This is a genomic window from Mucilaginibacter sp. (assembly GCF_039925265.1).
Classification (GTDB): Bacteria; Bacteroidota; Bacteroidia; order Sphingobacteriales; family Sphingobacteriaceae; genus Mucilaginibacter.
Genome location: NZ_JBDSZG010000026.1, coordinates 92,611 through 107,306 on the forward strand (window position 1 = coordinate 92,611; position 14,696 = coordinate 107,306).

Sequence of the window (14,696 nt, forward strand, 5' to 3'; positions counted from 1 at the left end):
CTGCGGGGAGCGTGAATTGATGTTGAAGAAAAACAAGGTATCTGCTAATAAATTGGCCTTAAGTATAGCTGCGGTTGTTACCGCGGCTATACTTCTTTTTAATGGGTGTGACACCGCACCGCATGTAAATACCTCTGCCGAAAATATTGCTGACGGGAAAGCGCTTTCTGTTAAGTACTGCAAAAGCTGCCACCAATATCCCGACCCCTCTTTACTGGATAAGGCAACCTGGGAAACCGGCGTGATGCCGCAAATGGCCCTGAGGCTGGGTATACAGCAGGAGATGGGCCAGTATTATGTAGACCCGCGATCGGCAATGAGCCTGGCCGACTGGCAAAAACTGTGCGACTATTACAAAAGCGCTGCACCAAAGAAACTACTGGTCCCCAAACCTGACACCACTACAGATTGGGCCATTTTCTCACTGAAATTGCCGCTTGGAGTAAACCGCAAAGGTTCACCCGGCATGACCACCATGATAAAACTTAACCCTTTTGATAAGCTGCTTTACACAGCGGATGCAGGCAACAACCTGCTAACCTGGGATACAAAGCTCAAGTCTACACTGGTTGCGAAAGTTGAGTCGCCAGTTTCTGATGCGATTTTTTTTACGGCACCCGATGGAAAAAATACCGGTTTATTTACTGGCATCGGTGTGTTGCCGCCCAACGATCTTTTAAAAGGAACTTTAACGCAATTCAGTCTTGGCACAAAAAAGGCAGATACACTCTTGCTTGCCGATGACCTGCCCCGGCCGGTATTTACCGCCCCCGGAGATTTTAATAAAGATGGGCTTGCCGATTACATTGTTTGCGGCTATGGCAACACCGAAGGTGGCTTATTTTTGGTAGAACAGGAGGCCGATCATTCTTATAAAAAGAAGCTGATCAGGGCCGTTCCCGGCGCTATACAGGTGGAGGTTGGTGATTTTAACAACGATGGCTGGCCCGATGTAATATGCCTTTTTGCCCAGGGGGATGAAGGTGTATGGATGTTTTTGAATGACCATAAGGGCGGCTTTACCGAACAGAATTTAATGCGTTTCCCGCCCGTTTATGGCACTAATAGTTTCCAGTTGGTAGATGTAAACAAGGATGGCAAAAAAGATATCATTTACACCTGCGGCGACAATAACGATTATTCCAGCATATTAAAGCCTTACCATGGCGTATATGTTTTTACTAACCAGGGCAACTGGCGGTTTAAGCAAACGTATTTTTACCATATCAACGGAGCATCCAAGGTAATGTCGGCAGATTTTGATGGTGACGGCGACCTGGATATGGCGGTTATAGCTTTTTTTGCTGATTTTAAATACAGCCCTGCCGAAGGTTTTACCTATATGGAGCAAACTGCCCCCGGTAAATTTAAAGCCCACCAGGTGCCGGTTAATAAATATGGCCGCTGGATCTCTATGGAAGTAGCCGATATTGACCAGGATGGCGACCAGGACATCGTACTCGGTAATTTTTCTATCTACGCCGATAAGCTGATCAACCAAAAAGATTTTAAACCTAACTGGGATATGTATAACCCCATAATAGTGCTGGAGAATAAAAGTAAGTAGTGAGTGGAGAGAGTGGACTGTATAAAGTGTTGATTGAGCTAAAAAACACCATCACGTCATGCCGGAATTTTTTCGGCACCCACGTGCAAGGTAAACGATATGCACGGTAGCGACCTGTCGTGTAGGGTCCTGAAACAAGTTCAGGCCGATTTTTTATCCAACAAATTGTAAATCTATTGTGTTCTCTCATCGCTTAGTTATTGCGGTGAGGACACCGCAATGAGGTTTCCTTCTCCCCCCCAAGGCGGTGTCCCCAACGCCGTTTGCACACTTTTCGCGTTTGGGATTGGCGTGGATACCGGCCATGAGCCTAATACCTTGTGCGCGTATGAACCGCCTGGCCCGCAGGGAACCGCCCATATTTACCGCAGCTACCATGAACCATCAACTTCATCCTCCCCGCCCTAATAGTATAACTAAATGATAAATAAGTACACCTTTTTAGCTGGCGCGGAGTGTAGTTTTACCTCGCTAAATATTAAGAATGAAGAAACTTATTTATACCGCCGCTTTAGGTTTTATCATCAGTGCCTTGTTGTCGGCAAACTCAATGGCCCAGCAGGTAAAACAGGTGAAGCTGGTTAATTTCGATTTGCAATCCTCCTCGTTAATTAAAGAGACCGGGGCCGAGCTTTCGGCAACCAAATACCATTCGGGCGTATACTGGTTCCCGGTAAAAGTGCCTTCTACGGTGCTTACAGGCCTTGTTGCCAATAAAATTTATCCCGACCCATACCAGGGTTTAAATAATATGCTGATTCCCGATGCATCGGATCAGTTCAACAAAGAAAATAACCTGGAGCAGTACAGTCACCTGCCAAATGACCCCAATCCCTGGAAAAAGCCCTACTGGTACCGCACCACGTTTAAAGTGCCTGCGGCCGATAAAGGCAAATTTTTTCAGATGATATTTAAAGGGATCAACTACCGCGCGGCTGTATGGGTGAATGGTAAACAAATTGCTGATTCGACCCAAATGGCAGGCATGTTTGCCGAGCATAACCTGGATATCAGCACGGCCATCAACGCCGGCGGAGATAATGCCCTCGCGGTAAAAATATACCCGCTGGATTACCCGGGCTACCCATCAAAAGAACAATTGAAAGCCCTCGGCCCATTCTATGAGAACGGCGGCCCCACGGGTGATATCGGCAAAAACGTAACCATGCTATGCTCCGCAGGCTGGGATTGGATCCCGCCGGTACGCGACCGTAATATGGGCATCTGGCAACCGGTCTTCCTGCGCACCACGGGTGCGGTAACCATCGGTCGCCCAAAACTGGTAACCGATTTGCCTAAACTGCCCGATACCAGCGTTGCTAAGCTATCACTGAACCTGACATTATTAAACCATAGCGCAATCGCCAGTACCGGTAACCTTACAGTAAGCATTAAACCGGAAAATTTTACAGGTGCGGCGGTATCTTTTTCGCAAAGCTTTTCGGTGCCTGCTAATGGGGGCAAGTCTGTTGAATTGAATGCTGATAAAATAAGCCAGTTATTAATCCGCCAGCCAAAATTATGGTGGCCAAATGGCTATGGCAGGGCTAATTTATACCGCATCCGCCTGCAATACGGCAATGGGGCGGCAATTTCTGATGATACTACATTTGTGTTCGGTATCCGGACGGTAAGTTCTAAAGCCGATATGGTGAATGGCTTTGCGCGACGCAGTTTTTTTGTGAACGGCAAAAACGTGCACCTGGTAGGAGGAGCTTGGGTACCTGATATGATGGTGAACCGTGATTCGGCCCGGTACGATTACGAACTGCACCTTTGCCGCAATGCCAATGTGAATTTGGTGCGCATTTGGGGTGGCGGTATTACCCCGCCCGATGCTTTTTGGAACGCCGCCGATAAATACGGCCAGATGGTATGGTCGGATTTTTGGATCACCGGCGATACCCAGGGTGAGTTTAAAGGCTCGCCAGACTGGCCGCTGGAAGGCAACGTATTTATTAAGAACGTAGAGAGCACCATATATCGCGTGCGTAATCATCCGAGCTTATTAGTTTGGACGGGCGGCAACGAGGGCCACGCCCGTAAAGAACTATACGATGTGATGCGCAACGATATCATTACGCTGGATGGCACGCGGCCGTTCATCCCAAGCTCATCCGGTTTTGCTAAACTGCCCGCCGGCTGGAAAGCCTCCTGGCCGGATGATATGCCGCCGGGCGTGTACAGCGGTGGCCCTTACGAATGGAAGGACCCTAAAGATTATTACGCACTTGCCAATGCAGGTAAAGACTGGGTTTTTAAAGACGAAACCGGCCTGCCGTCGCAGCCGCCATATACTACACTGCCAAAGATTATCCCTAACCTGGTTTGGGATACTAAATTGCCTTTCCCGCTGAACGACAGCTGGGGTTACCACGATGCAGCTACAGGCGCGGGTAGGTACGATAAATACATCAACGAAATGGTGAAACGCTATGGCCAGCCCAATACCATTGTAAACTTCAGCGATAAAATGCAGCTGATGAACGATAACGGCTACCGCGGCATTTTTGAGGCTGACGGGCATAAGCTGAACGAAACAGGCGGCGTAATGCTTTGGAAACTGAACTCTGCCCTGCCAAGCGTTATCTGGCAGATCTACGATTGGTACCTGGAGCCAAATGCGGGTTACTACGCCATGCAAAACGCTTGTGAGCCACTGCACATCCAGTACAACTATGATAACGGTAGCGTGGCTATCATCAACCGGATGCACCATGCAACAGGAAGCCTAACCGCCACTGCTGATATATACGATGTAGATAGCAAACTTATCAAATCCGTCAAAGTAGCCAACGTAGGCATGTCCCAAACCGGTGTGCAGGAAGTAGCGCAATTGAAGGAGCTGCTTGCCGCCAATAGCGGTGTTAACTTTGTGGTGCTCAACCTGAAGAATACTGCGGGCAAGGTGCTTTCGCATAACGTTTACTGGCTATCGGCAACGGATGATTTTAACGCACTGAATACGCTGAAACCAGCTACGGTTATCGCTAAAGTTTTAAAAACAGAAAAAGGCGCGACCGAAAATAAATGGACGATTGCCTTCACTAACACATCTGATAAGATCGCCTTTTTTGTACGCCCGCAGTTGATGAAGAACGGCGAGGAAGTTATGCCAAGCTATTGGACGGGTAGCTACTTCTCGCTTGCCCCGCACGAAAGCTTTACCGTATCGGTAGGGGCACCCGCTGCCAAATTGGGCAGCACAACGCCAACCGTGCTTTTAGAAGGCTGGAACCTGCAAAAGCAGGTAATTACTTTGCAGGTTAAATAGTTTATATAGTAATTGGAAAATTGGTTAAAGCCGGGCAGTACGCTGCCCGGCTTTTTTATATTTCTAACTTTCGATAAATTTAATATGTTGATTATGTGTAATTTAAATTAATTATGACAATTTAAATAGTACCATGTATTGCATAATACCATGTAATGTTTATTTTTGTTATATAATTAAAATAAAAGCAAAATGAATATTTATAAAAAAATGCAAATAGCGGTGGTTGGTGTAGCACTTGCCTCAATAACAGCCGCTTGCCACTATGGCCGTGGCACCACCATTATCTCATCAGATGATAACGGCTCCACTAAACGCATAGAGTACGCTGGTAAGGTGGTTTTTAGTAAGGATAAAACGGGGATAGATTACATCTCCGAAGGCGGATATGTGAAGTTTGAGCGCAATGGCAAAACAATAGAAGCCGAAGGAACCAGCAAGGGCAAAATTATTTATGATTACGACGGCGGCCATGGTGCTACCGAATTGAACGCCGACGGAAAACAATTTTTAGCGGAGGCTGTGCAGGAGATAAGCCACCAGCAAGAGAAAGTAAAGGCAGAGAAGAAGTAGGGGTCGGTCATGAAAGGGATATACCTCGCTATATTATCTTCTTAACGCGTCATTGACGGTGTGTTGAGTAATGACTGAAACACTGACAACACCTATTTCACCACATCCATTGTATGGCTCAATTGCTCCACGCCGCCGGCCCAGCCCTGGTGGCCGGGGATAACATATTTCGCATGCCCGTACCGCTGCATCACGTTTTCTATAGCGGTGCTCCATTGTTTCATATTGGCATCGCCGGCATAGCCTTTGCTGTTGGTATCTAAGCTTTTGACCAGGCAGCCGCCCACCAATACCAGTTGCTGCGGAAACCATACCACAATATTATCGGAGCTGTGTCCTTCTCCGGGGAAAAAGGTTTTTAGACTCACGTTGCCAACAGTAAAGGTAGTATCGCTATCGAAAATGAACTCGGGCAATTTGCTTTTATGCTGTTTGGCCAGCGCGTAAGTTTGCTTACTGGTGTAAGTTTTAGCGCCGTTTTTCCGCAGCACATCAAAGCCTATAACGCGGTCGTCGTGAAAATGGGTGGCAATGCAAAGCACAATTTTTTTATGGAAATCCTTTTGGAGCCTATCTATCAGTTCCTGGGTTTGCACTTCGCTCCAGGGTGTATCAATCAAAATAATCCCTGTATCGGTCACCACAAACAAACTATTAGCCGGGAACGGCGGCTCATCCTTGCCCGGGTAGCCGTAAGAGGTAGCCACGTAGTAATTACCCGTTAACGGCGTAATCGTCATTTTTGGCAACGGCTCTTGCTGGGCGAAGACAACCGCTGATATCAACACAAAAAAAATAAAAAACGCAAACTTCTTCATCTCCAAATTTTTAACCCTTACAACTTTTTCAACCCTTCTAACTTCTCCTAACCTCCCTACAACTCTTCCAACATCTCCAGCGTAAACTTATCCAGTCCGCTCACTACCACATCCGCTTCGGTAAGCATTTTGGGCGTGCCAATGCCCACGGCTTTCATACCGGCGTTCAGCGCTGCTTCTATCCCGGCAACGGCATCTTCAAACACCACGCAGTCGGCAGGGGATACGCCCAGCGCTTCGGCTCCTTTTAAAAATACTTCGGGGTTGGGTTTCGCCTTGCTCACGCTGTTACCGTCAACAATGGCATCAAACAATTGGGTTAACTGTAGTTTGGCCAGTATAATAGGCGTGTTCTTACTTGCCGACCCAATGGCCGTTTTTATCCCGGCATCGCGACACGCTTGTACAAATTCGCGCGCACCGCTCAGGATCTCGTCCGGCGTCATTTGGTTTATCATATCGGTATACCATAGGTTTTTGCGGGTTGCCATTTCCTCTTTTTCGGCTTCGGTAGCGCCTGTAACCTGGCCCCAGCCTAATATCAATTCCAGCGATGCCATGCGGCTTACGCCTTTTAACTGCTCGTTTTGGTGCTCGGTAAAATCGAAGCCCATTTCATTTGCAAGGCGTTTCCATGCTTTATAATGGTAAACGGCGGTATCAACAATAACACCGTCGAGGTCGAATATGCAGGCTTTATATTTCATGTCAACATTACTAAGCCGCTAATTTAGTTGCTTGCTTGTTAATAATCATTATAAATAATTACTAACATTATTTGGATTAATTATAAATAATGCCAACATTTGTACCATAAACATGGTTACACAACTTCAAACGCAAGAGCTTTCTACCTGGACTAACGTATTCAGCACCAAACAGGGCGCTATTTACCAGTGCGATGAAGAGCGTTGCTGGTATGTAGATTTTGCCGGTAAGCTTGCCAAATTTGATTACCGCTGCCTGCTGAAGCTAAAGAAAGCGGTTTACCATGTTGATATTGAAGACCGCCTGCTTAACAGCGGTAAATCTCCGGATGTAGAGATCATCTTTATTTGCGCCTGCGACCATACGTACGTGCTCAACTTGCTGCAAATCATCGCCCTTAAAGAGATCCTGGAAGGCACCTTTGTGATGTTCCAGCTCAACAATATTATCCAGGATACACTGTACCGCCTGCCCTTATAGGTATTTAGACTGATTTCGAATTATCAATATTTTCTTTCTTGCCGGTTTTATAGCCGTATATTGTATTACTGCTTAAACAGGCACGTTTGTTGCGTTGGTTTAGTGGTCCTAAAATAATTAACATGAAAGATCTTATCCGTATCAAAAGCCTGATCTCTGCAGAAGTGGAGTCGCTTTTAAATCAGCAGGTAAAAAAAGAAGCATATTCTTCGTCGGTATATTTAGCTATGGCATCGTGGTGTAACCGCAACGGTTACGATTTTTCTTCGGAGTACTTTTTTAAACAGGCCGAAGAAGAGAGGCTGCACCAATTAAAATTCTACAAGTACATCCTGGATATGGGTGGCAACGCCATATCGCCAGATGTAACAGGCATCAAACAAGAATATAACTCTTTTCGCGAAGTGTTTGAAGAAGCATTAGACCAGGAGATCAGTGTTACCCAATCCATCAAAAATATTTACGCCCGGTGTTTAAAAGAGCAGGATTTTGTAACCAACGAATTCCTGAACTGGTTCCTGAAAGAGCAACGAGAAGAAGAATACAAAGCACGCCGCGCGCTGGAACTGTTTGAAGTTATTGGCGAAGAAGGTACCGGCAGGTGGCAAATAGATAAGCACGTTGGCGGTATTAAATACGACAGCGAAGCATAAGAAGCCTCATCCCAACCCTTCTCCTTTGGAGAAGGGTTGGGATGAGGCCCCGTGAACCTCCTCAGTCCCCCAACAATTTCAAAACTTCCTTTGGCGAATATTCTTTTAACCAGGTATTCCCCGGCGATATGGTACATACCGGTGCATAATCACACCGGTCTGTGCATTCTATCCTAAATACTTCAATATCATCTTTAGCGTGTTTGGCAAATTTATGGGCAAGTTTATACATGTCCTTTCCGCCGCGTTTTGCGCATTTGCTGCCGGTACATACAAATAAAACTTTATCGGGTACGGTAAACTTGCTCATCTTATCCTCCTTGGTGTCAAATAATTCAACACACAAATAACGCGTTTATTTTTTAATTGTATTTTAGGCTGCAATTATTACAAACCAGTTATTGTTATGCAATCAATAGAAATTATCTCCATCCCTGTTACTAACCAGCAGGTAGCCAAGGAGTTTTATTTAAAAATGGGTTTTAAGCTAATAGTGGAGAACCCCTTCCAGGGCGATAGCATGTGGATCCAGTTGGGCTTGCCCGGTGGCGGAACAACAATCACCCTGGTAAACTGGTTCCCTAATCTTAAACCCGGCAGCATAGCAGGCTACGTGATCAAATGCGCCGATTTGGATAGTGATATTAAAACCCTTACCGACAATGGCATAGTTGTAGGCCCTGCAGATAAAACTCCTTGGGGCCGTTTTGCAACCGTAAAAGATCCAGACGGAAACGCCTGGAGTTTGCATGGGTAATAATCTGAATCAGAATTTACAGAATTTTAGAATGAACAGAATTTATTGATAAGGCGTTACCAAAATTGGTAGTGCGTTTAGATTTGCAGTTTTTATCCTGAAAATTCTCGAATACAGAAAATCCTGAGTCAGACAAATTATGGCGTTGCCTATGGCCCGCGCTATCTGCTCATACTGCACAGGCATTAACCACGGGCCGGTATCCGCGCCTATCGCTAACGCAGGAACAGCTTAAATTAAATCTTCGCGCCTTTTGCGCTATAGTCAACCATACCACTCTGCGATTCGCTGTATTTTTTCTCTGTGTTCTCTGTGGCTAAAATCACGGCCAAGTTTTTAAATTCGCCCATGCCAAAAAAACTACTTGCCCTTTGCCTGTTCATCCTAACCTTCGCGAGCGCCTGTAACAACGACAAGAAAGAAGAAGCTTCCAACAAAGAATACATTTACCGCGTGGTAGGGGTTAAAGACGGTGATACCATGGTGTTGCTCTCGCCAGACCATCAGAACATTACCGTGCGCCTTGCTGAGATAGATTGCCCCGAAAAAAGCCAGGCATTTGGGCAGGCGGCGAAGAAATTTACGTCGGATCTATGCTTCGGCAAACAGGTAAAGCTCATTGGTACCACCAAGGATAGGTATGGCCGCACCGTAGGGCTGGTAGAACTGGCCGACGGCACCAACGTGAATTACAATATCGTGAAAAACGGCTACGCCTGGCAATACCGCGCCTACTCCAAAGATATGGCCCTCGCCCTGATAGAGCAGCGCGCCCGTGAGCAACGCCTCGGGCTGTGGCAGGATGCCAACCCAACGCCGCCATGGAATTTCCGTAAAGAGGCGAAAACCAACCGGGTACAAAACAAGGCACCAAAGACCAACAAGCCAAAGCGCCACTATAAAAAGCGTAAGCCAAAATATAGCGATGAGGTAGGGGGGTAGGGCGGATTACGGGTCGGCGAGTTCACTCACCCCGCATACGCTCCGCTGTCCGACCCTCTCTACTTCTTAAAGAGGGTTAAGAAAGCTATAAGAAAGATAAAAAGAACGATCCACCATGTCACCTCCTCTTTGCGTAGCAGAGGGGGGCGGGGGTGAGTAAACTCGCCGATTAACTATTTGCGTTGGATATTAATATGCCTTTAGCCTTTTCTTAACTTCAATTCCCTATCTTGCTTACCCATTCCCATCACTGATGAAGATAGTTAAAGCATTTTTTTCCTTAGCGATAACGCTGGCGCTTATTTGGGCGCTACAGACAAAATTTGGCGATATTCCGCCCATAGGTAAGTTTTTAAACCCAGCCACCGGTTTTTGGCAAAACGCCGAAAGTAAGAATATCAACGCTGCAGAACAGCTTAAATTAAAAGGCTTGCAGGGTGAGGTGACCGTAAAATACGACGAGAACCGCATCCCCCACATCTTTGCCGAAAACGAGCACGACCTGTATTACGCCCAGGGCTACATCACCGCCCGCGATCGCCTTTGGCAACTGGATATCCAAACCCGCAGCGCCTCTGGCAGACTGTCTGAGGTAGTTGGAGCCAAAGCACTTGATGTTGACCGTTACCACCGCCGAATGGGTATGGTTTACGGCGCCGAAAATACGCTGAAGGGCATGATGAAAGACCCGGTAATGCGGGCGGTAGTAAATGCCTATACCGAAGGCATCAATACCTACGTTCGCCAACTCTCTAAAAAAGATTACCCCATAGAGTTTAAACTGTTGGATTATGCGCCCGAGGAGTGGAAGCCTATTAATTGCGCCTTCCTGTTAAAGCTCATGTCGGAAACGCTGGCCGGCGGCACCAACGAGCTGTCCATGACCAATGTGCTGAACAAGTTCGGCGCGAAGGTTACTAACGATCTGTTCCCCGATTACCCCATGCACGAGAGCCCTATCATCCCGGTAGGTACCAAATGGGATTTTAAACCGCTACCCATACCCGCACCCCCAGCCGCTTTTAAAGCGCAGATGCTGACAGGGATGAAAATGAAGGATAGGGTGGAAGGCATTGGCAGTAATAACTGGGCCATTAGCGGCAGCAAAACCGCGTCGGGCTACCCCATTTTAGCTAACGACCCCCACCTCGATCTTACTTTCCCGTCCATCTGGTACCAAATGCAATTATCCGCCCCTGGCGTAAACGTTTACGGTGTAACGCTGCCGGGTGCGCCGTGTGTGGTTATCGGTTACAACAAAAAAATAAGCTGGGGCGTAACTAATGTGGATGCCGATATTTTGGATTGGTATCAACTGAAATTTAAAGACGAAAGCCGCAACGAATATTGGTACAACAACCAATGGAACAAGGTTACCTACCGGATAGAAAAAATCGCTATAAAAGGCCAGCCGGATCTCATCGATACGGTGCGCTACACCCGGTTTGGCCCCATGGTTTATGATAACGCGAAGATGGGCGAAGGGCACGACAACATCCCTATCGGCAACGCGCTTAAATGGATAGCGCACGATGAATCTAACGACATCAAAACCTTTTACCTGCTTAACCGCGGCAGCAATTATGCCGATTACCGCGAGGCCTTGAAGTTTTACAACGCCCCGGCCCAGAACTTTGTCTTCGCATCGGCAGATAATGATATCGCCATTACCCCGAATGGCCGGCTGCCTTTAAAGTATAAAGACCAGGGTAAATTCATCATCGATGGCAGCGACCCGGCTAACGACTGGCAAGGCTTTATCCCCTTTGAACAAAACCCAACGGTAAAGAACCCGCCGCGCGGCTTTGTAAGCTCAGCTAACCAAAGTTCTACCGATCCAACTTATCCGTACTACATCAACTGGCAATTTGCGCCATACGAACGTGGCAAGCGAATTAACGACCGCCTCGGCGCCATGCAAAAAGCCACCGCAGATAGTATGCGCGTTTTACAAACCGATACCTATAGCATCCGCGCGCAGGATATTTTGCCCACGATGCTTAAATACTTAGATGCCAGCAAACTGGATGAGAACCAGCTCGCCGCTCTCGAGATCCTTAAAAAATGGGACAAGTTTTTTGATGCCGATTCCGAAGGCGCATCGGTATTCGCCAACTGGTGGACCCGCTTTTACCGCGCCACCTGGAACGATAACTTTTCGGACAAACAAATGCCCCTCAACTGGCCGTCGATGGATAGAACAGAAGAACTATTGCTGAAAGAGCCCAATTCGGCTTGGTTCGATAACAAAAAAACACCCATGAAGGAAACCGCCACGGACGTACTGAGCCGAAGTTTTAATTTAGCGGTAGATGGGCTAATAAAAAAACACGGTAAACCCGGCAACTGGCAGTGGGGCAAAGTGAAAAAGTTTGAAGTGCGCCATTTGGCAAACATCCCCGGCTTTGGCTCAGGCAACTTCGCCAGTGGTGGGACAGGCTCTACCGTAAACGCGCTTACCGAAGGGCACGGCCCGTCATGGCGCATGGTGGTACAGCTTGGGCCACAGGTAAAAGGCTACGGCATTTTACCCGGCGGACAAAGCGGCAACCCCGGCAGCTTTTTTTATGATGACATGCTGCCTACCTGGAAGGATGGAAAGCTGAAAGAACTGCTGTACCTGCAATCGCCCGCGGAAAAATCGGCACGGATAAAAACAACCTTAACCCTTAGCAAATAAACTATGTTATTAGCACTCATACTATTGCTGGCCATAATAAGCGCATACATTTTACCTTGGTGGGCGGCTTGCATTTTGGCTTTTGGCGCTGCACTGCTTTTGGGCAAAACTTCCAAACAGGCATTTTGGTCGGGTTTTGCAGGCTTGGGATTGGCCTGGCTGGCATTGGCCCTGCTAAAAACATTCCCTAACGAAAATATACTGGCCACCCGTGTGGCGCAAATGTTTCAGCTGCCTCATTGGACGCTCGTGCTTTTAATTACCGTTTTAATCGGCGGCTTGGTTGGTGGCATGTCGGCGCTTTCGGGTTTGTTGGTGAAGAGGGTATTTGAGAAATAAGCCTGTTTCTTATGCCAACACTATCACCAAAAGCTAAAAGGAATATTTTTCGCGTCATCCCCTTTAGTATTATGTGGCTGGTATCCAGTCTTGTTTACACTTTGTTGGAAAAGGGTCTGCTTGGCGATCTCAATTATTATCCTTCCACAGGAAATCCGTACGCTTTTGCGAGGAATATTTATACAACACCGCTTGCCTCGCTCGTAACCGGTACCCCTGATGGGCGTGCTTGAGATTTTTTACTTCAACAGGTGGTTTATCAACAGGAGTTTTACCCAAAAGATCCTATATAAGTCTTTTATATACCTCGTTATCATTTTATTTTTTCTTATCATTCTCTTTATCGGAACGGCAGATGGGATGGCCGCCGCGGTAAGCCGAAAAGCGTTTTGGGGCTATGCATGGGCTTTTTTTACCAACTACTCCATGTTAAGCGTTACGATATACATTTGTTCCATTATTTTGGTTACCCAATTTTATACCGAGGTTAGTGATAGCATAGGTCACGCAGCCTTACGTAATTTCTTCTTAGGAAAATATCATCGCCCGGTTCAGGAGGAAAGGATCTTTATGTTTTTGGATATGCGCTCATCTACCACCATAGCGGAGAGCCTCGGCCACGTTAGATACTTTGAAATGCTGAAGGAATATTTCTCCGACCTGTCGGCACCCGTTATTGATCACTCCGGCGAAATTTACCAATACGCCGGCGATGAAATGATTATATCCTGGAGGCTGAAAAACAGCATAGAAAACAACAATTGTATACGGTGCTTTTTTTCGATGAAGGAAGCTATCGGTCGGCGCGCGACCAACTATGAAGACAAATTTGGATTATTACCTGGCTTTAAAGCCGGGTTGCATTGCGGAATGGTAACTACAGGGGAGATAGGCGTGTTGAAAAAAGAGATCATTTTCACCGGCGATGTACTGAATACCGCGGCCCGGATACAGGGCTTGTGTAATCAATTTGACGTGGATATTCTTATTTCCGGAGATCTGGTAAAAAAAATTGACTTTGAACCTATTTTTCAAATAAAATCTTTAGGTGAAAATATTTTAAAAGGCAGGGGCGAAAAAATGGAACTATTTACAGTGAGGTAATATTTATAAAAACCTATGCTAAACAAAAACGCCGCCGGGCTTTGGTCCGGCGGCGTTTTGTTTAAAAATATCGCTGCTTATTCAAAAGAATTCAACGTTGCTTTTAATTCGGCAATAGCAGGCTCTTTACTCGTAGCCCTATCAAATATAGATGCTGAAGTTACACCTTCGCCATAAAAATCGGCGTTGAGGCTTTTGTTAATGGCCAGGTTGGAGCCGTTAACGCTGATACCTGCAAACAAGCCTTTGCTGCGCGAGTAAGAGTAGATTTCGGCTTCCAGTTTATGATCTGTACTGGCGGTTGAGCTGCGGCCAACGGGGCCTGCTGCTGCCGATATATCACCACCAATGGTGAAATCGCCGTTTTTAACTTTGGTGAGTACACCTTTGTTTTTGAATACTAAAACCAAGTCGACAGATTGTACACCTATTTGTAAGCCAAAGCTGCCGCCGGTGAGGGTAACAAAAACAGGGTCGCTCCATTTGCCGCCTGGTAGTTTTACCATGGCAAGGCCTTGTCCGCGTTTACCGCCGATGCCGAAGCCCGCGTTGATGAGTTTAGGCACTATTACAATGCCTTCATACTCTTTCAGCAAGTCGCTGGGGATGCTTTCCTTCATCTGGCCGAAAGCTTTTAAAACGTTGGTTGCCTGGTGTATTTTTTCCAGGCCTTTTTCGGTAGAAGTGGCGGATGCCAGTATGAAAAATGCGCTTAACAAAAGCGGCAATTTTAAAAATTTAATGAGTTTCATGATGGGTCTGAATGAGTGTAAATTATCGTGTTGTTTTTGTAAATAAACT

At 46.6% G+C, this 14,696-nt stretch carries 15 protein-coding genes; 11 read left to right on the forward strand and 4 right to left on the reverse strand.

Annotated features, from left to right (window positions below):
- The first annotated feature begins 19 nt into the window (after positions 1-19).
- The 3 genes from ABIX36_RS12505 to ABIX36_RS12515 all read left to right on the forward strand — a co-directional run bounded on the left by ABIX36_RS12505 (position 20) and on the right by ABIX36_RS12515 (position 5,414).
- Entirely contained in the window at positions 20-1,567 is a 1,548-nt protein-coding gene (locus ABIX36_RS12505; protein ID WP_348082499.1) for a VCBS repeat-containing protein, read from the forward strand.
- A 484-nt stretch (positions 1,568-2,051) separates the two neighbouring features.
- Positions 2,052-4,841 (forward strand): sugar-binding domain-containing protein, encoded by a 2,790-nt coding sequence (locus tag ABIX36_RS12510; RefSeq protein ID WP_348082500.1) that lies wholly within the window; start codon positions 2,052-2,054, stop codon positions 4,839-4,841.
- Positions 4,842-5,033: 192 nt separating this feature from the next.
- Positions 5,034-5,414, forward strand: coding sequence for a hypothetical protein (locus ABIX36_RS12515; RefSeq protein WP_348082501.1), 381 nt, complete (start codon positions 5,034-5,036; stop codon positions 5,412-5,414).
- Between the two features lie 92 nt (positions 5,415-5,506).
- Here the strand turns inward: ABIX36_RS12515 and bla are convergent, their stop codons facing one another.
- Together bla and pgmB are read right to left on the reverse strand one after the other, a co-directional pair.
- Positions 5,507-6,232, reverse strand: coding sequence for a subclass B1 metallo-beta-lactamase (gene bla / locus ABIX36_RS12520; protein WP_348082502.1), 726 nt, complete (start codon positions 6,230-6,232; stop codon positions 5,507-5,509).
- Positions 6,233-6,288: 56 nt separating this feature from the next.
- Positions 6,289-6,939, reverse strand: coding sequence for a beta-phosphoglucomutase (gene pgmB, locus ABIX36_RS12525; protein ID WP_348082503.1), 651 nt, complete (start codon positions 6,937-6,939; stop codon positions 6,289-6,291).
- 112 nt (positions 6,940-7,051) lie between these two features.
- On the opposite strand from pgmB, the gene ABIX36_RS12530 reads away from it, so the two are divergent.
- Together ABIX36_RS12530 and ABIX36_RS12535 are read left to right on the forward strand one after the other, a co-directional pair.
- A complete protein-coding gene (locus ABIX36_RS12530) occupies positions 7,052-7,420 on the forward strand; it encodes a hypothetical protein (RefSeq protein ID WP_348082504.1) in 369 nt (122 codons plus the stop codon).
- A gap of 122 nt (positions 7,421-7,542) precedes the next feature.
- Positions 7,543-8,073 (forward strand): ferritin, encoded by a 531-nt coding sequence (locus ABIX36_RS12535; RefSeq protein ID WP_348082505.1) that lies wholly within the window; start codon positions 7,543-7,545, stop codon positions 8,071-8,073.
- A gap of 61 nt (positions 8,074-8,134) precedes the next feature.
- Here the strand turns inward: ABIX36_RS12535 and ABIX36_RS12540 are convergent, their stop codons facing one another.
- Positions 8,135-8,383, reverse strand: coding sequence for a (2Fe-2S) ferredoxin domain-containing protein (locus ABIX36_RS12540; RefSeq protein ID WP_348082506.1), 249 nt, complete (start codon positions 8,381-8,383; stop codon positions 8,135-8,137).
- 96 nt (positions 8,384-8,479) lie between these two features.
- Between ABIX36_RS12540 and ABIX36_RS12545 the strand changes: the two genes are divergently transcribed.
- From ABIX36_RS12545 to ABIX36_RS12570, 6 genes are all read left to right on the forward strand, one after another.
- Positions 8,480-8,830, forward strand: coding sequence for a VOC family protein (locus ABIX36_RS12545; RefSeq protein ID WP_348082507.1), 351 nt, complete (start codon positions 8,480-8,482; stop codon positions 8,828-8,830).
- Between the two features lie 348 nt (positions 8,831-9,178).
- Positions 9,179-9,772, forward strand: a complete 594-nt coding sequence (locus ABIX36_RS12550; RefSeq protein WP_348082508.1) for a thermonuclease family protein — start codon at positions 9,179-9,181, stop codon at positions 9,770-9,772.
- Positions 9,773-10,025: 253 nt separating this feature from the next.
- Entirely contained in the window at positions 10,026-12,452 is a 2,427-nt protein-coding gene (locus tag ABIX36_RS12555) for a penicillin acylase family protein (protein ID WP_348082509.1), read from the forward strand.
- Between the two features lie 3 nt (positions 12,453-12,455).
- Complete coding sequence (locus tag ABIX36_RS12560; RefSeq protein WP_348082510.1) at positions 12,456-12,791, forward strand: hypothetical protein; 336 nt, start codon at positions 12,456-12,458, stop codon at positions 12,789-12,791.
- A gap of 11 nt (positions 12,792-12,802) precedes the next feature.
- The gene (locus ABIX36_RS12565) at positions 12,803-13,024 is read left to right on the forward strand and encodes a hypothetical protein (RefSeq protein WP_348082511.1); all 222 of its coding nucleotides are present in this window, start codon (positions 12,803-12,805) and stop codon (positions 13,022-13,024) included.
- On the forward strand, positions 13,017-13,895 hold the full coding sequence (locus ABIX36_RS12570) for an adenylate/guanylate cyclase domain-containing protein (RefSeq protein ID WP_348082512.1): 879 nt from the start codon (positions 13,017-13,019) through the stop codon (positions 13,893-13,895). The genes ABIX36_RS12565 and ABIX36_RS12570 overlap by 8 nt, the downstream gene beginning before the upstream one ends.
- 77 nt (positions 13,896-13,972) lie before the next feature.
- On the opposite strand, the gene ABIX36_RS12575 is transcribed toward ABIX36_RS12570, so the two are convergent.
- The gene (locus tag ABIX36_RS12575; RefSeq protein ID WP_348082513.1) at positions 13,973-14,647 is read right to left on the reverse strand and encodes a lipid-binding SYLF domain-containing protein; all 675 of its coding nucleotides are present in this window, start codon (positions 14,645-14,647) and stop codon (positions 13,973-13,975) included.
- Between the last annotated feature and the right edge of the window lie 49 nt (positions 14,648-14,696).